Here is a 19,081-nt window from a genome sequence, read left to right as displayed (position 1 = left end):
TTATAACCTCGAATCTACTTCTGCCTTATTAAAAAATGCCTTAACATCATATACCACGCAGCTATCGCATTTAAAGCTGTTCAGGTCAAACTTTTTAAACTCATCGTGGCTAACTGCCAATACAACCGCATCGTATTTTTTACCTTTTATCTCCTCAAAATTATTGGATGCAACCAGGTTGTACTCATGTAAAACTGTAGCCGGTTTTACCCATGGGTCATAAATGGTAACGTTGGTGTTGTAGGTTTGCAATTCGTTAATAATATCAATCACCTTGGTATTGCGCACATCAGGGCAATTCTCTTTAAAGGTAATACCCAGCACTAATATGTTAGAACCCTTAACGGCAATATCTTTTTTTACCATCAGTTTAATGATCTCATGCGCAATGTATTCGCCCATGCCGTCATTTAAGCGGCGGCCGGCAAGTATAATTTCGGGGTGGTAACCAAGTTCCTGTGCTTTTTGCGCCAGGTAGTAAGGGTCAACACCAATACAGTGCCCGCCAACCAAGCCTGGCTTAAACTTTAAAAAGTTCCATTTTGTACCGGCAGCTTCAAGTACTTCATGGGTATCGATGCCCATTTTGTTAAATATTTTACTTAGTTCGTTTACAAAGGCAATGTTAATATCGCGCTGCGAATTTTCAATAACCTTGGCAGCCTCGGCTACTTTAATACAGCTGGCCTTATGTGTACCGGCAATAATTACCGATCTGTAAAGCTGATCTATATATTCAGCAGCCTCGGGTGTTGAGCCCGATGTAACCTTAAGTATTTTAGATACGGTGTGCTCTTTATCGCCCGGATTGATCCGTTCTGGTGAATACCCTACAAAAAAATCAACGTTAAATTTAAGGCCCGATATTTTTTCAAGCACCGGTACGCACTCGTCTTCGGTTACGCCAGGGTAAACGGTAGATTCATATATAACAATGTTACCGGCTTTTAACACCTTGCCAACAGTTTCGCTGGCTTTATAAAGCGGTGTAAGATCTGGCCTGTTGTTTTTATCAACCGGGGTAGGCACCGTAATTACATAAACATCACTATCGGCAATATCATCAAGTTTGTAGCTGCAAAGCAAACCCGTATCTTTTGCTTTATCACCGGCGGTTACGTTTGCCAAAAGCTCATCCTCCACCTCAAAGGTGTTATCGTGCCCTTCGTTTAACTCCTGTATGCGTTTCTGGTTAATGTCAAACCCGGTTACCTTGAATTTTTTTGCAAATTCTACGGCAAGCGGCAGGCCAACATAACCCAACCCAATAACAGTAATACCCGGTTTTGGGGTATCAGCAAAGTCTTTATTTAATGATAACATTATATAAGCAATATTAATTTATAAGAATTAAAAAGAAAGGCTACAGCCTAAAGCGCTGTATTAACTTTTCTTCTTTTTTAATAATTTAGTTAAACCGGATCTTTTCGAGGAAGCGTCTTCCTGATAATAACCTCCATAGCCGTAACCGTAGCCGTAACCATAGCCATAGCCGTAACCATAACCGCCTTCTGTTTTAATAGAGTTGATTACAATATTCAGGTTTTTAAACTTACGGGTTCTGGAAAAATTCTCGATAGAATTAATGTGCGCCTTAGCCGTATAGTTATGGCGTACAATAAATAAAGTAGTATCAGAAAACTCTGCAAGTATTTGCGCATCTGTTACCAAACCTACCGGTGGTGCATCCAATATCACAAAGTCGAATTCTTTTTTCAACTCTTCTATCAGCGCGCCTATTTTTCCATTAACTAATAACTCAGCCGGGTTCGGGGGGATCGGCCCGCTGGTTAATATATAATAATTTTCTTGTTGCGGAATGCTTTTTAAGATCTGGGCCGTAGTAACCTCGCCAATCAGGTAATTTGATATACCCTGTGCGTTCTCTAACTCTAAACCGGCATGCAGCTTAGGTTTGCGCAAGTCTAACTCCATGATCACTACCTTTTTGCCAGACATGGCCAAACTTGCACCCAGGTTTAACGATATAAATGATTTACCCTCGCCGCTTATGCTGGATGTAAATAATATAACCTTTTGATCTGGCTTGGGTATAACAAAGTTAAGATTGGTACGCAGGGCCCTTAACTGCTCTGCCACCATTGAGCGCGGCTTGCTTGATACCAATAAAGACGACGAGTCATCTGAGTGCGATACCTCTGCCAGGATAGGCACCTTGGTAAACCGTTCAACATCGCCGCGTTTTGATATTTTATAATTTAAAATGTCCTTAAAGTAAATAACAGCTGCAGGTATAACCAGCCCTAATAAAAAGAAAGCTAAATAGGTTGCCTTTTTTACCGGTTTAATAGGCACCCTGCTACTCCTGGCTTCGTCAATAATACGGCTGTCTGCAGCGGTTGATGCTAAAGATATTTCGGTTTCTTCGCGCTTTTGCAGCAGGTAGGTAAATAAATTGTTTTTTATTTCCTGCTGGCGCATCACATCAAGCAAACCGCGTTCTTTTGAAGGCACCTTACTAATAACCGACTCAAACTGCGCATTTTTCCTGTCTAACTGCTTCTTAGTTGTTTCCAAACCATTTCTCAGGTTGTTAACAGATTGATCGATGGCTGATCTTAAAGCATTTATCTGGTCGTTAAACGATGTTACAATAGGGTTAGTTTCTGGCACAGTTTGCAGCAGGCTTTGCTTTTTAAGCAGCGCTTCGCCTAACTGCGTTACCAGCCCTAACAAGGTTGGGTCATCAATACCCAGCATTGAAGGTAACTGTGCCGGCGAGTTTTTAGCACTTCGCAAATAATTTTCAATGTTTTTTAAGATGCCTAACTGTATGTTTACCTTGTTCAACTCAACATCGTTAGTTTGTACGCTTTGCAAAAATATTTGCGATTGGGAAGTGATATCAGTTATTTTATTGCCCGATTTATATTGTTCAACCTTTTTTTCGGCACTGCCAAGTTCTTCCTGCAGCTTGTTCAATCTATCGGTTATAAAGGTTAACGTGGTAGATGTTACCTTATTTTTATCCTCAACGGCAGCTTTGTTATATTCATAAATAAGCCTGTTTAAAACGTCTTTACCGCGCTGTGGTATAGCATCTTCCAAAGTTATAATTAGTACGGTACCCTGTTTACTTACGGGTGTAACATTAATACCAAAGCTGTAAGCATCAACCACATCTCTCAGGTCGTTAAACTTTACATTTAATGCCCTTAATTTCATATTAGCATCTACCTGTGGGTTGGTTGTGATCTGGATAAGACCCGGCTCGGCTTGTATAGGTGTGTTAACAGGGTATTTTTTACCGTTAATGTCAGCTTCTTTATCATTAACCAGGCGTATGGTGTACAAAGTGCTCATATCTACACCTGCCGCCGGTTTCAGCATTTCTATTTTATAAGGCAGATCACTATAAACACCGTGCTGCCTTACACCCTCTGTAGTAAAATAAGATGTTTGGAGGTTTAAGGCCTTAACCGTTTTTTCGATGATCGTATTTGATTTTAAGATCTCTATCTCATTATCAATAATTTTATCAGAAGAGAACAGATCAAGATCTTTCAGCAGGTCATCCTGGCCGCCCAGGTTACCTTTATTATCTTTTATAAGCAGGTCTGTTTCAATTTTATAAAGCGGTACAGTAAGTTTCACAAAAACGTATCCCAAACACAGGAATACCAGAGCAGATATTACAAACCATTTCCATTGAATAATATATTTATGCAGGATATCCCTTAGGTTAATCTCATTATTTTCCTGTACTTCAATATTATTTATTTCGTTATTGGGTATCATAGGGTGGTTTAAAAGAATGCTATTTTCTGGTTAAAAATACTACAAGAATGGATATTGCGCTTAAAGCAATTGGTAAAATACGGTAAACCATATCTGTTTGTGCAGATTTATTTTTACCCTGTTCTACATAGATCAGATCACCAGAATGCAGATAATAGTACGGGGAATTAAAAACCTCCCGGGTATTTAAATTCACCCTGCCAAACTCTTTTTTCCCATTGTTATCCCTTACGATCAGAATGTTATCTTTTTTAGCAAAAACGGTCAGGTCGCCCGCCATACTCAGTGCCTCAGGCAGCGTTATACGCTCGTTAGGTACTACGTAAACAGACGGGCGCATAACCTCGCCCATAATAGATATTTTATAATTTAGGAAACGGACATTAACGGTAGCCTCTTTTAAATAAGGCTGTAATTTATTCCTGATGGTATCACGTACTTCTGAAGAGGTTAAGCCAACTACCTTTATAGCACCTAAAAGCGGAAACTGGATAATACCATTCGGATCCACTAAAAAACCGTTAGACTGCTGCGAAATGGGCAAAGTGGTAGTAGTTGATGCATTACCGCTGTTATCAATACTTGTTGATGGCGGCGAATATAAAAGCGGATTAAAAAAGCTGCTTGCTGCCGGGTTTAATGAACTTACCAGAATTGTGAGGATATCTCCCGGCTGTATTTTTGGAATATACGCTTTAGCAACACCAATGGTATCTGTTTCGTTAGCGCTTTTTTGAAAATAAACTACTTTTTTTTGATTGATACAAGATGACAATACGGTTAGAACTGAAAAAAGCAAAAAAATATTAAGGTAGATATTTTTTTTTATCATAAAGAATAAATTGGGTATTTGCCGCAAAAATATACATATTTATGGAATAAACCAATGAAAATTAATGACTTCAGGTTGTAAAGGCATTGAAGTAATTAAAATAATACAGATGTACCACCCCCGGTATATTAACTAATTTTCAAAAAAAAGGCTTAAAAACGCCTGTTTTCTTAATATTTAGCGCATCGTAATCTGCGGGTGCAGTTGCTTGAAATTATTTTTCTTAATTAAAAAAATCGTCTTTCAGGTCGTCTATTTCGCGGCGATCGCGCTTGGTAGGGCGGCCGGTACCACGGTCGCGGGTGAGCACCGGCGCATGAAACATCGATTTAAATGCGGTGGTTTCTTCTACCGGGGTCATATCCTCATAAAACATTACCGCTGTTTTGGCATCGGTGCGGCTCTCCAGCAAACCGGTTACCTTTAGCACCCTTTTATCCGGCCCTTTCGAAACTGTGTAAACTTCACCTACCTTAACCTCGTGCGATGGTTTTATGTTATTGCCCCCCAGTTTTACGCGCCCTGCCTTGCAGGCATCAGATGCCAGCGTGCGGGTTTTAAACGCACGTATCGACCATAAATACTTATCAATTCTTAACTTTTCTTTCTCAGCCATACCGCTCTCTATATTCTTAACAATACAATTAAACAAATCTCCTTAAAATTCCTTTAATTTGGCAAAATTTATATTTTGTAATGATCGATCTTAAAAAAATGATTGAGGATGCCTGGGATAACCGCACCCTTTTAAGTGAAAACGACTATATTAATGCCATAAACACCGTTATAGAACGCCTTGACAAAGGCGAGATACGTGTTGCTGAACTGATTGGCACCCGCTGGCATACAAACGACTGGATCAAAAAAGCGGTTATACTATACTTCCCTACCCGCAGTATGGAAGAAATTAAAACCGGCCCTTTTGTGTTTCATGATAAAATGAAACTGAAAACCAATTATAAAGAACTGGGTGTGCGCGTAGTACCACATGCCATTGCCCGTTACGGCGCTTATTTAGCCAAAGGCGTTATCATGATGCCATCTTATGTAAATATTGGCGCTTATGTTGACGAAGGCACCATGGTTGATACCTGGGCTACCGTAGGCTCATGCGCGCAAATAGGCAAACATGTACACTTAAGCGGCGGTGTTGGTATTGGCGGTGTGTTAGAGCCTGTACAGGCAGCCCCCGTAATTATCGAGGATAACTGTTTCCTTGGTTCGCGCGCCATTGTGGTTGAAGGTGTTCACGTAGAGAGCGAAGCCGTTTTAGGCGCTAACGTGGTTTTAACCGCATCTACCAAAATTATTGATGTAACCGGCCCCGAACCTGTTGAATATAAAGGCCTTGTACCGGCCCGTTCGGTAGTGATACCCGGCTCATACACCAAAAAATTCCCGGCGGGTGATTTCCAGGTGCCATGTGCCCTGATCATCGGCAAACGCAAGGAATCTACCGATAAAAAAACATCGTTAAACGATGCTTTAAGAGAGAATAACGTAGCAGTGTAAGTATAGATATGAGATGTTAGCTATGAGATTTGAGATACATTTTTGCACAACCCGCAAACAAATTTCTCCGATCTCATATCTAAAATCTCACATCTCATATCTATCAATATGAAAATATTGATAAGATTGCCCAACTGGCTTGGCGATGTGGTGATGAGTACCGCATTTATCTATGCGGTAAGGCAGGTTTATCCTGATGCCATAATTGATGTTATCATCAAAAAAGAACTGGGCGGGATTGCTTCTCTCATCCCCGGCATCAATAACATTCATCTTTTTTCTAAACAAGATCATAAAGGTTTAGGCGGCGTTTACCGGTTCGGCAAATCCTTACGCGCGCATCAGTACGCTATCTTTTTTAACCTGCCCCATTCCCTTTCATCCTTTATAATGGCTTGGGCAAGCGGTGCAAAGCAGCGCATAGGTTTTAATAAAGAGGGCGGCCGTTTTTTGCTGACGCGATCTTTCACAAAGCCGGCCAACCTGCACCGGGTTGACGAATACGTTTACCTGCTGGAAAAATTTTCGGGCAAAATTATAGCTAACAAACAGGTAAGTTTAGCAGCCGAAAAACCAATTTGTGCTAACCATACGGTCATCATCAACTTTAACTCCGAGGCACCATCCCGCAGGATGCCGCTGGATAAGGGCCGCAATATTATTAACACGCTTACAAACAAGTTTAAACATGTAAATTTTCTGTTTATAGGTTCGCCAAAAGAAGCCCGCTTTATTGACGAATTGCTTGTTGGCTTAAACCATGCCGGCAGGCTGCAAAATAGGGCGGGTAAAACAAATTTACAAGATTTAACCAGCCTGATGGCCGGCAGCAAAGCTGTTTTAACAACAGATTCGGGCCCGGCACACCTGGCTAATGCGTTGGGAATACCAACTGTAGTTTTGTTTGGTGCAGGTAACGAAAACAACACCGCTCCGTATAATAAAAACGGGCTGCAAATTATACGCTACGGGCAGTTAACGTGCGAGCCCTGTGTGCGTAATACCTGCAAATTATACGGCATACCAAAATGCATGCAAATGTTAGATGAAAATAAAATAATAAAAGCCTTAAGTTTGCACCTGAAAGATGCTTAAAGACGAAGTAAACAAGGCGCTGAAAGTTGTACAGGATGGCGGCATCATCCTATACCCTACCGATACCATCTGGGGTGTTGGCTGCGATGCTACCAATACCGAAGCTGTTAAAAAAATCTATGCCCTTAAACAGCGCGAGGAAAGTAAAAGTATGATCATTTTGCTGGATATTGACAACAAACTGCAAAGCTACATCAGTGAAGTGCCCGATATTGCTTACGACCTGATAGAATATGCCGAAAACCCCTTAACGCTGGTAATGCCGGGGGCCAAAAACATCTCGCCTGCCCTGATAGCAGCCGACGGAAGTATTGGTGTACGCATAAGCAGCCACCCGTTTTGCCAGCAGCTGATACAGCGTTTACGCAAGCCGTTGGTATCAACATCGGCTAATATCAGCGGCAAGCCATCGCCCGAATACTTTGGCAAAATAGACCCGGAAATTATTGACGGGGTAGACTATGTGGTTGACATTGACCAGTATAGCACCGAAATAAAAAAACCGTCAACCATCATGAGGCTGTCACCGGGCGGCGCTTTTGAATTTATTCGCCGTTAGTTTAATAATCATTAAATTTGCGGCGCAATACAAGCCTGTTCGCAGCCTACTTATGAAACAACACCTGCAACATCCGGTATTTTCTATTATTTCTAAACTTGCTGCCGAACATGGTGTACAGGCCTATGCAATAGGCGGTTACGTACGTGATATTTTCCTGAACCGCCCATCCAAAGATATTGATATTGTGGTACTTGGCAATGGCATTGCCTTTGCCGAAGCTGTTGCTGCCAAACTTAACGTTAAGGTATCGGTGTTTAAAAATTTTGGCACGGCTATGCTGCGTTACCAGGATGTAGAAGTGGAATTTGTAGGCGCCCGCAAAGAAAGTTACCGCTCAGATTCGCGTAAGCCGATTGTGGAGAACGGCACCCTGGAGGACGATCAAAAACGACGCGATTTCACCATAAATGCACTCGCAATCGCCCTTCATTCGCCCCAGTTTGGCGAATTGACAGACCCTTTTAGCGGAATTGCAGATCTGGAAGCAAAACTCATCCGCACGCCCCTGAACCCCGTCGAAACTTTTTCTGACGACCCGTTAAGGATGATGCGGGCTATCCGTTTTGCCAGCCAGCTTAACTTCCGGATAGACGAGGAAGCCCTTGCGGCCATCAAAAGCAATCTGCAGCGCATCAAGATCGTATCGCAGGAACGCATTACCGATGAGCTGAACAAGATCATCCTGTCGGCAAAGCCATCTATCGGTTTTAACTACCTTTTTGATACCGGTTTGCTACACATCATCTTCCCGCAAATGGCAACACTTTACGGTGTAGATATCATCAACGGCAAGGGGCATAAAGATAACTTTTACCACACCCTGCAGGTGCTGGATAACATTTGCGAAACCACCGGCGACCTGTGGCTGCGCTGGGCTGCCATTTTGCATGATATTGCCAAACCGCCAACCAAAAGGTTTGAGCCCGGCCACGGGTGGACGTTTCACGGGCACGAAGATAAGGGCGCGCGTATGGTACCCAAGATCTTCGCGCAGTTAAAGCTGCCCCTTAACGAGAAGATGAAACTGGTGCAAAAGCTGGTGCAGCTGCACCTGCGCCCTATAGTGCTTTCGCAATCCATTGTAACAGACTCGGCCGTGCGCAGGCTGCTGTTTGAGGCCGGCGAGGATATAGAAGCGCTGATGCTGCTATGCAAGGCCGATGTAACCACCAAAAATGAATACAAGGTTAAAAAATACCGCAACAACTTTGAACTGGTACAGCAAAAACTAAAAGATGTGGAAGAGCGCGATAACATCCGCAACTGGCAGCCGCCGGTAACGGGGATGGATATCATGCAGCTTTTTGGCATAGGCGAAGGCCGCGAGGTGGGGATCATCAAAAATAAGATCCGCGAAGCGATACTGGAAGGCGAGATCCCGAACGAACGCGAAGCAGCAATTAACTTCACAATTGAAAAAGGTAAAGAAATTGGCTTGAAAGTTGTTGCAAACACAAATTAAAATAACATTACTATTTTTGACAAAAAACTACTTATACAATGGCACTATACAGGTTCAGGGTAACTTTTGAGGATTATGACGACGTTTCCCGGGATATTGATGTAAAATCTAACCAAACATTTGAAGATCTTCATAAGGCTATACACCAAAGCACCGGTTATAACCCCGAATATCCGTCTTCTTTTTATATCAGTAACGACCAGTGGATGAAGGGGGAAGAGATCACCTACATGCCCAACCAAAAACGGATAGACCGCAAAATACCGCTGATGGAAAAAATAAAACTGAGCAGTTTTATTGACGATCCGCACCAGAAATTCTATTATACCTTTAATTTCGACCGGCCATTTGATTTCCATGTGGAACTGATGAAGATCATCCTGGATGAAGCGCCGGGCACTACCTACCCTGCGGTTGTACGGTCGGTAGGCGAAGCGCCGAAACAATTTGGCAATGTGTTTAACCCGGCCATTGCTGCTACCGCAGATACGCCCGATGAGGATTTTGACTTTTTAAATGAAATGGCCTACAACCACGATGATGCCGACGATTTTTCTGAAGTGAGCGAAACCGGCGTAGAGGAAGAAAAGAAAGCAGACGACGAAGAGGAAGAAGACGAATTTGGCTTTGGCGACGACGAAGGCTTTGAGGACGACGAAAAACCCGGCCGCGACGACTATTAATAATCAGTCCATAGACCATAGTCGATGGTAAATAGTAGCTGCAATAATCAGTCCATAGACCATAGTTGATGGTAAATAGCAGCTGCAATAATCAGTAAAGCATATTATTCTATGGACTATTGACCATCGACTATGGACTTCAAAAATAAAACCCTTATTGTAATTGCCGGCCCAACGGCATCGGGCAAAACAGCCGCAGCCATTGGCCTGGCCCAACATTATCACACGGTTGTAGTTTCTGCCGATTCCAGGCAATTTTTCAGGGAGATGTCTATCGGTACGGCAAAACCAAGCGATGAAGAACTGGCGGCTGCAACACATTATTTTATCGACTCGCACAGCATAACGCAACCATTTTCTGTTGGCGACTTTGAGCGCGAATGCCTTGCTTTGCTTAACCAACTTTTTACAAAGCATCATGTTGTGGTAATGGCCGGCGGATCGGGCTTGTACATCCGCGCGGTTACCGAAGGTTTTGATGAACTGCCTACTGCCGACCCCGGCATTCGCGACCGCTTGAATACCGAGCTGGCCATCAACGGCCTTAAAGCTCTGCAGGAGCGACTTAAACAAGCCGACCCCGTGTATTACAAGGAAGCGGATATTAATAACCCACAGCGCGTTATCAGGGCGCTGGAGGTATATGAGGCTACCGGCAACCCCATATCATCATACAGAACGGCTAAAGTTAACCAGCGCCCGTTCAATATCATTAAGCTTGGCCTGGATATGCCCCGCGAACAATTATACAGCCGTATTAACCGCCGGGTAGATATAATGGTTAACGATGGCTTATTAGAGGAAGTTGCGTCCCTAAAACCCTATCGCCAATACAATGCCCTAAATACCGTAGGCTACTCGGAACTGTTCGATTTTTTTGATGGTAAAACCGACAGGGATACCGCTATCGACAAGATCAAACAAAATACCCGCCGCTTTGCCAAAAGGCAACTTACCTGGTTCCGCAAGGATAAACAAATCACCTGGATGGATGCCGGCGATGAAAAGCTGGTAGAGAATATGATAGCTGAGATAGATAAGCAAAATATTTAAATCATTGATAACCAGCAATGTTCACGTTCACGCATGAACATGTAAGGCATTTATCACATATTGCTGATTATCAGCAATATGCCTTTTAAAGCTAAATTCAAATACTGGTATCAGTTTGATTATAAAAGAGTTGATTAAATGCTCGTTCAATTACCTCCGCATGCATCAGGGAAATTGTGAGCATCTACGCTCACCTAATATTATTATCAGGTATTTTCAGCGTAGACGCTAAATCACTATAAAGTCAAGCGTGGACGCTTGACTTAGCAGATACTATTTAAATATAACCCGATAAGCATCAAAGATAACGCTATAAACAGGCCTACAAACCATTTAATCATATCAGTTTTGGCATTTGCCAAATCCTCTTTTGAAGCTAAATGTATGGTTTTGTCTACTTTACCCGTTATCCAACACGGATTGTATATAAACCCCGTAGCCGCTTTTGATGTATTTATTGGCTAACAATTGTAACTGCGGGGCATCAATGTAACCCATCAGGTAGGCTACTTCTTCTATACAGCCAATTTTTTTGGCCTGGCGTTTTTCAATTACGCGTACAAATTCGGTAGCATCGCTCAGGGAATCAAAGGTACCGGTATCCAGCCAGGCGGTGCCCCTGTCCATTACACCTACATGCAGGTTGCCTTGCTCCAGGTACACACGGTTCACATCGGTTATCTCGTACTCGCCACGCGGGGATGGCTGTATGTTTTTGGCAATCTCTACCACGCTGTTATCATAAAAATAAAGGCCCGGCACCGCGTATTTAGATTTTGGCTGCTCCGGCTTTTCTTCAATTGATACCGCTTTAAAGTTTTGGTCAAATTCTACCACGCCGTAACGCTCGGGGTCGGCAACCGGGTAGGCAAATATGGCTGCGCCATCAACATCATTAAAACTTTGTATCAGTTTGCTAAAGCCCGATCCGTAAAAGATGTTATCGCCCAATACCAGCGCAACTTTATCATCACCAATAAATTTTTCGCCAATAACAAAGGCCTGTGCCAGTCCGTTTGGTTTTTCTTGTATGGCATACTCAAAACGGCAGCCAATCTCTTCGCCGGTGCCTAAAAGGCGCACAAAGCCCGGGTTATCCTCGGCAGTGGTGATGATCAGGATCTCGTTGATCCCGGCAAGCATTAAAACAGATAGCGGGTAATAGATCATGGGCTTATCATAAATAGGCATTAACTGCTTACTTATGGCTTTGGTGATAGGATAAAGCCTGGTGCCCGATCCGCCTGCTAATATGATACCTTTCATGGATGATGAGTGATTTATTGAATGTGTAATTTAGTGATTTATTGAAAGCCTTAAAGGCTTTCAATAATCAGCTTATATAATAAATAGTGTTTTATGCTCTTTTGTATTCGTTCCCTAAATTAATTAATTTATTGGGTAAGTTTACTTAAACAAACCCTTAAACTGTCCTTCCAATCCGCAATTGTGATAGTAAGCGCCTGTTTAATTTTCGATTTATCCATCACTGAATAAACGGGGCGCTTTGCCGGGGTTGGATATTCAGAAGTGGGTATGGGCAGTACGGTTACACCGGTGCCGGCTATTTGATGGATTGCAGTTGCAAAATCAAACCAGGTTGCCGTACCTTCATTGGCATAATGGTAAAGGCCGTATTTGTTGCTACCCGATCCGATGATCTGTGTAATAGCAGCGGCCAGGTCCATGGCATAAGTTGGTGTGCCGATCTGGTCGTTAATAACTTTGATCTCGCCGCGTTCTTTACCTATACGCAAAATAGTTTTTACAAAGTTATTGCCATATTCGGAATAGAGCCAGCCTGTACGTAATATAAAATACTTATTAAGCACAGTAGGAATAACCCGTTCGCCGGCAAGTTTGCTTTCGCCATAGATGCTCAATGGCCTGGTTGCAGACAATTCGTTCAGCGGCATATCGGCGGTACCGCCAAAAACAAAATCTGTAGAGATATGCACCAGCACCACGTTGTATGCGCTGCACAGATCTGCCAGGTTCTCTGCCCCGGTTTTGTTTATGGCAAAGGCTGTTTGCTCATCACTTTCGGCCTTATCAACTGCGGTATAAGCAGCACAGTTGATACAATAGGCAGGGTTATATTTTTTAAATAATGCCTCTATGGCTGCTACATTCAGGATATCGGCTTCTGCCCTATCCGGGAAAATATATCCATCGAGGCTATGATCTTCCACAACCTTTTTTAAACATTGCCCCAACTGGCCCGAAGCGCCAAATACGATCGTTTTACTCATTTATCTATTTGTTATACAAGCTTATTGTAATTAGCTACAGCACTAAACAATTAACGCTCTACATGTTTTACCAAAAAATCATGATAAGCCAGTTTAATACCTTCTTCTAATTCGGTTTTATACGCCCAGCCCATTTGGGCCAGTTTGGTTACATCCATCAGCTTGCGTGGGGTACCATCGGGCTTGGTGGCATCAAAGGTTAATTCGCCCTCGTAACCTACTATTTTTTTGATCAGCAGGGCCAGATCTTTTATCGTGATCTCTTTACCACTGCCTATGTTTACAAAGCCTGCGTCGCTAAAATGCTGCATCAGGTAAACGCAGGCATCAGCCAGGTCATCGGCAAACAAAAACTCGCGCAATGGCGAGCCGCTGCCCCAAATGGCAACCTCTGGTGTACCATTCACCTTAGCTTCATGAAACCGGCGGATCAATGCGGGCAGCACATGCGAGTTTTGCGGGTGATAGTTATCATTATAACCATACAGATTAGTAGGCATTACCGATATAAAATCGCAGCCGTATTGCATGCGGTAAGCATCGCACATTTTTATGCCGGCTATTTTGGCAATAGCGTAGGGCTCGTTAGTAGGCTCTAATAGGCCGGTTAGCAGGGCATCTTCCTTTAAGGGCTGTGGTGCCAGTTTTGGATAGATACAGCTTGACCCTAAAAACATCAGTTTTTTTACACCGTTAAGATGCGCCGAATGGATAACATTATTCTGGATCTGCAGGTTATCGTACAAAAACTCGGCACGGTAGGTGTTGTTGGCTACAATACCCCCTACTTTGGCTGCGGCCAAAAAAACATAATCGGGTTTTTCCTGCTCAAAAAAAGCAGCAACGGCCTGCTGGTTGCGCAAGTCGAGCTCGGCCGAAACGCGGGTAACAAAGTTTGTAAACCCATCTGCCTGCAGCCTGCGCATAATGGCAGAACCCACCATACCACGATGGCCGGCAATGTATATTTTTTCTTCTTTTTTCATTATTTGTCAATAGTCAATGGCCCATAAACCATAGTAAAACACTCGCATAACCATGGACTATCGACCATGGACTATCGACCATGGACCATGGACTATGGACTTAATACTTAACCTACGCCTGCCCCATTGTACCGCCAAAATTCATCGGGAAGCCGGTGGGGTCGTTCTGGATCTTGATGCGGCCGTTTGCGGCTTCAAACTTCTCTACATTATCTTCTAAAGCGGCTAATAAACGCTTGGCATGCTCTGGTGTTAACACCACGCGCGATTTAACCTTTGCCTTTGGTACACCCGGCATCACGCGGATAAAATCGAGCACAAATTCTGAGCTGGAGTGGGTGATAACGGCCAGGTTGGCGTAAACGCCTTCGGCCACTTCTTCAGAAAGTTCAATGCTGATCTGGTTTTCGTTTTGTTCTTCCATAATCGTATAAAAATAACAAAGCCTTCTATTTTCATAGAAGGCTTTGCAAAAGTATTTAAAAAATCTGATTAAGCTTCCACTTCCTCAGTTTTTGAAGCCATCAGGCGATCAAATTCTTCCTGAGAACCTACACGGATATTTTCGTATTCGCGTAAACCGGTTCCTGACGGAATTAAGTGACCTACAATAACGTTTTCTTTCAAACCAAGCATTAAATCTTTTTTACCTGCTATGGCTGCTTCGTTCAGTACTTTGGTAGTTTCCTGGAACGATGCTGCTGAAATGAACGATTTGGTACCTAATGATGCCCTGGTAATACCTTGTAACATCGGGCTGGAAGTTGCTGCGATAGCATCCCTTACCTCAACCAATTTTAAATCTTTACGTTTTAAGATCGAGTTTTCGTCCCTTAGTTTCCTTAATGATATGATCTGGCCTGCTTTTAAGTTTGCTGAATCGCCTGGCTCAACAACAACTTTCTTATCAAACATCTCATCATTTTCGGTCATGAAATCCCAGCTGTCCACTGCTTCTCTTTCTAAGAAACGGGTATCGCCGGCATCTTCAATGGCAACCTTTTGCATCATCTGGTGAACAATCACCTCAAAGTGCTTATCGTTAATCTTTACACCCTGTAAGCGGTAAACTTCCTGGATACCGTTAACCAGGTACTCCTGCACGGCAGCAGGGCCTTTAATGGCCAGGATATCTGCCGGAGAGATAGAACCATCAGACAATGGCATACCTGCTTTAACAAAGTCGTTATCCTGTACCAGGATGTGTTTAGATAATGGCACCAGGTATTTTTTAACCTGTCCGTCTTTACTTTCGATAGTGATCTCGCGGTTACCACGTTTAACACCACCTAAGGTTACCACACCATCAATTTCGGTTACTACAGCCGGGTTAGATGGGTTACGTGCCTCAAATAACTCGGTTACACGTGGTAAACCACCTGTAATATCCCGGGTTTTACCGGTAGAACGAGGAATTTTGGCAATAACCTGCCCGGTTTGCAGTTTCTCACCTTCTTCAACAGAAATGTGGGCGCCTACCGGGATGTTGTATCCTTTTATGATGTTACCTTTAGTATCAGCTATCTGGATAGCAGGGTTTTTGGTTTTATCCCTGGTATCGATGATCACCTTTTCGCGGTGACCTGTTTGCTCGTCGCTTTCTTCGCGGAATGTAATACCTTCCAATACGGCCTCAAAGGTTGTGATACCGGCAAATTCAGAGATAATTACCGCATTGTACGGATCCCATGAACAGATACGGTCGCCTTTAGAGATCTTGGCACCATCCTTAACATACAGGTATGAACCGTATGGGATGTTGTTGGTTACAATAACCTTGTTGGTACCTGCCTCGATGATACGGAACTCGCCCGAACGGCCCAAAACCACATCAACAGTTTCTTCATCTGTTTTGTATTCAACGGTACGTACGTTCTCAAATTCAATAACACCATCAAACTTGGCATTGATCTGTGACTCGGCCGCGATGTTTGATGCGGTACCACCCACGTGGAATGTACGCAGGGTTAACTGTGTACCCGGCTCACCTATCGACTGTGCTGCAATTACACCAACAGCCTCGCCCATCTGCACGCGTTTACCGCTTGCCAGGTTACGGCCATAGCATAAGGCACATACGCCGCGTTTGCTTTCGCACGTTAATACCGAACGGATCTCGATACCTTCTAAAGGTGAATTTTCTACCTTTTTAGCAATCTCCTCGGTAATATCTTCACCGGCAGTAACTAACAATTCGTTGGTGATCGGGTCGTGCACATCGTGCAGGGTTGTACGGCCTAAAATACGGTCGTATAACGGCTCCACAACATCCTCGTTATCTTTTAATGCAGTTGTATAGATACCACGTAGCGTACCGCAATCAACTTCGCCTACAATCATATCCTGGGCAACATCATGCAGCCTACGGGTTAAGTAACCGGCATCGGCCGTTTTTAACGCCGTATCCGCCAAACCTTTACGCGCACCGTGGGTAGATATAAAGTACTCTAATACCGACAAACCTTCTTTAAAGTTTGAAAGGATAGGGTTTTCGATGATCTCGCCGCCCGAGCCTGATTTTTGAGGCTTGGCCATCAAACCACGCATACCTGCCAGCTGACGGATCTGCTCTTTAGAACCACGCGCACCAGAATCCAGCATCATGTAAACCGAGTTGAAGCCCTGATTATCGTTGCTCAGGATGTTCATCACATTCGCGGTTAAGCGGTTGTTGATACGTGTCCAGATATCGATGATCTGGTTATAACGCTCGTTATTGGTAATGAAACCCATGTTATAGTTACCCATAACATCTTCCACTTCTTTAGAAGCCTGGGCAATCAAAGTAACTTTTTCTTCAGGGATATTGATATCCTTTAAGTTAAATGATAAACCACCCTGAAATGCCATACGGAAACCTAACTCCTTAATATCATCCAGAAACTGGGCGGCGCGTGCCATACCGGTCATCTTAACAACCTCGCCAATAATGTCACGCAGTGATTTTTTGGTCAACAGTTCGTTAATATAACCTACTTCTTCGGGCACGTGCTGGTTAAATAACACACGGCCTACAGTAGTTTCAATTATTTTAGATACGATAACACCGTCACGATCTTTAATTTTTCCTTTTACTTTGATAAAGGCGTGCAGGTCGATCTTTTTCTCGTTGTAAGCGATAATCACTTCTTCCGCAGAATAGAAAGTTAAATCCTGGCCTTTTACCACACGTCCTTCATCTGTTTTACGGCCCTTGGTTATGTAGTACAAACCAAGCACCATGTCTTGCGATGGTACTGTAATTGGGGTACCGTTGGCAGGGTTTAAGATGTTGTGTGATGCAAGCATTAATACCTGGGCTTCCAAAATTGCTGCGTTACCAAGCGGTACGTGCACAGCCATCTGGTCACCGTCAAAATCCGCGTTGAAGGCGGTACAGGTTAACGGGTGCAATTGTATAGCCTTGCCTTCTACCAGTTTTGGCTGGAAGGCCTGGATACCCAACCTGTGCAGCGTAGGCGCACGGTTTAATAATACAGGGTGGCCTTTTAATACGTTTTCCAGAATGTCCCAAACTAATGGGTCTTTACGGTCAACAATCTTTTTGGCAGATTTTACTGTTTTAACCACACCACGCTCAATCATCTTGCGGATGATAAATGGTTTGAATAACTCAGCTGCCATATCTTTTGGTAAGCCGCACTCGTGTAATTTAAGGTTTGGCCCTACAACAATTACCGAACGTGCCGAATAATCCACACGTTTACCTAATAAGTTTTGGCGGAAACGACCTTGTTTACCTTTCAGGATATCTGAAAGTGATTTAAGGGCACGGTTACCTTCGGTTTTTACCGCATTAACTTTACGCGAGTTATCAAATAACGAATCTACAGCTTCCTGTAACATACGTTTTTCGTTACGTAAAATAACTTCCGGTGCTTTGATCTCGATCAAACGTTTTAAACGGTTGTTACGGATAATTACACGGCGGTATAAATCGTTCAGATCGGAAGTAGCGAAACGGCCACCTTCCAACGGTACCAACGGGCGCAATTCCGGCGGGATAACCGGCACGATCTTAACGATCATCCATGACGGGTTATTCTCTATCCTGGTAGCTGCACCACGGAAAGCCTCAACAACCTGTAAGCGTTTTAACGCCTCGTTTTTACGTTGCTGAGAAGTTTCGTTAGCTGCCTGGTGACGAAGATTATATGACAACTCATCTAAATCGATGCGGCGTAATAATTCTTCAAGCGCCTCGGCACCCATTTTAGCCACAAATTTTTGCGGGTCTTTATCATCCAGGTACTGGTTTTCTTTTGGTAAAGTATCCAATACATCCAGGTATTCTTCTTCTGTCAGGAAATCCATTTTAGAGATCCCGTCAGCTTCTTTGATCCCCGGCTGAATAACTACATATCTTTCGTAATAGATGATCAGGTCTAACCGTTTGGTAGGCAGGCCCAGCAGGTAACCAATTTTATTTGGCAACGAGCGGAAATACCAGATATGCGCAACAGGCACCACCAAATTGATGTGGCCCATACGCTCGCGGCGTACCTTTTTCTCCGTTACTTCCACACCGCAACGGTCGCAAACGATACCCTTGTAACGGATACGTTTGTATTTACCGCAATGGCATTCGTAATCTTTAACCGGGCCAAAAATACGCTCGCAGAACAAGCCGTCACGCTCGGGCTTGTAGGTGCGATAATTAATGGTCTCAGGCTTTAAAACCTCACCGCTTGAACGCTCAAGGATAGATTCCGGAGAAGCTAAACTGATGGTAATGGTGGTGAAATTACTCTTGATTTTATTATCCTTTTTGTAAGACATAGTCTCCCTTTTTTTTAATTGTTGAATTAGCGATTTAGTGAATTAGTGAATTGAATCACCTGCTTTACTATAATTGAATTAGTGAGCGAATGAACGGATCCTGAAA

At 43.3% G+C, this 19,081-nt stretch carries 15 protein-coding genes; 6 read left to right on the top strand and 9 right to left on the bottom strand.

Annotated features, from left to right (window positions below; all coding sequences use genetic code 11):
* From E2R65_RS06940 to E2R65_RS06925, 4 genes are all read right to left on the bottom strand, one after another.
* Window positions 1–1,323, bottom strand: coding sequence for a nucleotide sugar dehydrogenase (locus tag E2R65_RS06940; RefSeq protein WP_134335753.1), 1,323 nt, complete (start codon window positions 1,321–1,323; stop codon window positions 1–3).
* 60 nt (window positions 1,324–1,383) lie between these two features.
* The gene (locus tag E2R65_RS06935; protein ID WP_134335752.1) at window positions 1,384–3,759 is read right to left on the bottom strand and encodes a GumC family protein; all 2,376 of its coding nucleotides are present in this window, start codon (window positions 3,757–3,759) and stop codon (window positions 1,384–1,386) included.
* Window positions 3,760–3,778: 19 nt separating this feature from the next.
* A complete protein-coding gene (locus E2R65_RS06930; protein ID WP_158285230.1) occupies window positions 3,779–4,558 on the bottom strand; it encodes a polysaccharide biosynthesis/export family protein in 780 nt (259 codons plus the stop codon).
* A gap of 256 nt (window positions 4,559–4,814) precedes the next feature.
* The gene (locus tag E2R65_RS06925) at window positions 4,815–5,207 is read right to left on the bottom strand and encodes an RNA-binding S4 domain-containing protein (RefSeq protein ID WP_134335750.1); all 393 of its coding nucleotides are present in this window, start codon (window positions 5,205–5,207) and stop codon (window positions 4,815–4,817) included.
* 80 nt (window positions 5,208–5,287) lie between these two features.
* Here E2R65_RS06925 and E2R65_RS06920 point away from each other — a divergent pair, with 80 nt between their 5' ends.
* From E2R65_RS06920 to miaA, 6 genes are all read left to right on the top strand, one after another.
* Window positions 5,288–6,103 (top strand): 2,3,4,5-tetrahydropyridine-2,6-dicarboxylate N-succinyltransferase, encoded by an 816-nt coding sequence (locus E2R65_RS06920; RefSeq protein WP_134335749.1) that lies wholly within the window; start codon window positions 5,288–5,290, stop codon window positions 6,101–6,103.
* A gap of 108 nt (window positions 6,104–6,211) precedes the next feature.
* Window positions 6,212–7,198, top strand: a complete 987-nt coding sequence (locus E2R65_RS06915) for a glycosyltransferase family 9 protein (protein WP_134335748.1) — start codon at window positions 6,212–6,214, stop codon at window positions 7,196–7,198.
* Window positions 7,191–7,757 carry an L-threonylcarbamoyladenylate synthase gene (locus E2R65_RS06910; RefSeq protein WP_134335747.1) on the top strand — a complete coding sequence of 189 codons (567 nt, stop codon included), beginning with the start codon at window positions 7,191–7,193 and terminating at the stop codon, window positions 7,755–7,757. Before E2R65_RS06915 ends, E2R65_RS06910 begins: the two co-directional genes overlap by 8 nt.
* 52 nt (window positions 7,758–7,809) lie before the next feature.
* Complete coding sequence (locus tag E2R65_RS06905) at window positions 7,810–9,222, top strand: CCA tRNA nucleotidyltransferase (RefSeq protein ID WP_134335746.1); 1,413 nt, start codon at window positions 7,810–7,812, stop codon at window positions 9,220–9,222.
* A 38-nt stretch (window positions 9,223–9,260) separates the two neighbouring features.
* On the top strand, window positions 9,261–9,905 hold the full coding sequence (locus tag E2R65_RS06900) for an IS1096 element passenger TnpR family protein (RefSeq protein ID WP_134335745.1): 645 nt from the start codon (window positions 9,261–9,263) through the stop codon (window positions 9,903–9,905).
* 132 nt (window positions 9,906–10,037) lie between these two features.
* The gene (gene miaA / locus E2R65_RS06895; protein ID WP_134335744.1) at window positions 10,038–10,958 is read left to right on the top strand and encodes a tRNA (adenosine(37)-N6)-dimethylallyltransferase MiaA; all 921 of its coding nucleotides are present in this window, start codon (window positions 10,038–10,040) and stop codon (window positions 10,956–10,958) included.
* Between the two features lie 399 nt (window positions 10,959–11,357).
* Here the strand turns inward: miaA and rfbA are convergent, their stop codons facing one another.
* The 5 genes from rfbA to rpoC all read right to left on the bottom strand — a co-directional run bounded on the left by rfbA (window position 11,358) and on the right by rpoC (window position 18,975).
* Complete coding sequence (gene rfbA / locus E2R65_RS06890; RefSeq protein WP_134335743.1) at window positions 11,358–12,224, bottom strand: glucose-1-phosphate thymidylyltransferase RfbA; 867 nt, start codon at window positions 12,222–12,224, stop codon at window positions 11,358–11,360.
* Window positions 12,225–12,352: 128 nt separating this feature from the next.
* A complete protein-coding gene (gene rfbD / locus E2R65_RS06885) occupies window positions 12,353–13,210 on the bottom strand; it encodes a dTDP-4-dehydrorhamnose reductase (protein ID WP_134335742.1) in 858 nt (285 codons plus the stop codon).
* Window positions 13,211–13,260: 50 nt separating this feature from the next.
* Window positions 13,261–14,196: a GDP-L-fucose synthase gene (gene fcl, locus E2R65_RS06880; protein WP_134335741.1), complete on the bottom strand. Its 936-nt coding sequence runs from the start codon at window positions 14,194–14,196 to the stop codon at window positions 13,261–13,263.
* A 112-nt stretch (window positions 14,197–14,308) separates the two neighbouring features.
* Complete coding sequence (locus E2R65_RS06875; protein WP_183500332.1) at window positions 14,309–14,620, bottom strand: DUF3467 domain-containing protein; 312 nt, start codon at window positions 14,618–14,620, stop codon at window positions 14,309–14,311.
* A 68-nt stretch (window positions 14,621–14,688) separates the two neighbouring features.
* The gene (gene rpoC / locus E2R65_RS06870; protein WP_134335739.1) at window positions 14,689–18,975 is read right to left on the bottom strand and encodes a DNA-directed RNA polymerase subunit beta'; all 4,287 of its coding nucleotides are present in this window, start codon (window positions 18,973–18,975) and stop codon (window positions 14,689–14,691) included.
* Window positions 18,976–19,081: the final 106 nt, after the last annotated feature.

The organism is Mucilaginibacter phyllosphaerae (assembly GCF_004378255.1).
In the GTDB taxonomy this organism is placed as follows: Bacteria; Bacteroidota; Bacteroidia; order Sphingobacteriales; family Sphingobacteriaceae; genus Mucilaginibacter; species Mucilaginibacter phyllosphaerae.
The sequence above is the reverse complement of the archived record's forward strand: the minus strand, read 5'-3'. Positions and strand labels throughout refer to the sequence as shown.

Excerpts from the sequence above, each read along its gene's own strand:
- E2R65_RS06940 (WP_134335753.1), bottom strand. The coding sequence starts at position 1,323 with ATGTTATCATTAAATAAAGACTTTGCTGATACCCCAAAACCGGGTATT.
- E2R65_RS06935 (WP_134335752.1), bottom strand. The coding sequence starts at position 3,759 with ATGATACCCAATAACGAAATAAATAATATTGAAGTACAGGAAAATAAT.
- E2R65_RS06925 (WP_134335750.1), bottom strand. The coding sequence starts at position 5,207 with ATGGCTGAGAAAGAAAAGTTAAGAATTGATAAGTATTTATGGTCGATA.
- E2R65_RS06920 (WP_134335749.1), top strand. The coding sequence starts at position 5,288 with ATGATCGATCTTAAAAAAATGATTGAGGATGCCTGGGATAACCGCACC.
- E2R65_RS06915 (WP_134335748.1), top strand. The coding sequence starts at position 6,212 with ATGAAAATATTGATAAGATTGCCCAACTGGCTTGGCGATGTGGTGATG.
- E2R65_RS06910 (WP_134335747.1), top strand. The coding sequence starts at position 7,191 with ATGCTTAAAGACGAAGTAAACAAGGCGCTGAAAGTTGTACAGGATGGC.
- E2R65_RS06905 (WP_134335746.1), top strand. The coding sequence starts at position 7,810 with ATGAAACAACACCTGCAACATCCGGTATTTTCTATTATTTCTAAACTT.
- E2R65_RS06900 (WP_134335745.1), top strand. The coding sequence starts at position 9,261 with ATGGCACTATACAGGTTCAGGGTAACTTTTGAGGATTATGACGACGTT.
- miaA (WP_134335744.1), top strand. The coding sequence starts at position 10,038 with ATGGACTTCAAAAATAAAACCCTTATTGTAATTGCCGGCCCAACGGCA.
- rfbA (WP_134335743.1), bottom strand. The coding sequence starts at position 12,224 with ATGAAAGGTATCATATTAGCAGGCGGATCGGGCACCAGGCTTTATCCT.
- rfbD (WP_134335742.1), bottom strand. The coding sequence starts at position 13,210 with ATGAGTAAAACGATCGTATTTGGCGCTTCGGGCCAGTTGGGGCAATGT.
- fcl (WP_134335741.1), bottom strand. The coding sequence starts at position 14,196 with ATGAAAAAAGAAGAAAAAATATACATTGCCGGCCATCGTGGTATGGTG.
- E2R65_RS06875 (WP_183500332.1), bottom strand. The coding sequence starts at position 14,620 with ATGGAAGAACAAAACGAAAACCAGATCAGCATTGAACTTTCTGAAGAA.
- rpoC (WP_134335739.1), bottom strand. The coding sequence starts at position 18,975 with ATGTCTTACAAAAAGGATAATAAAATCAAGAGTAATTTCACCACCATT.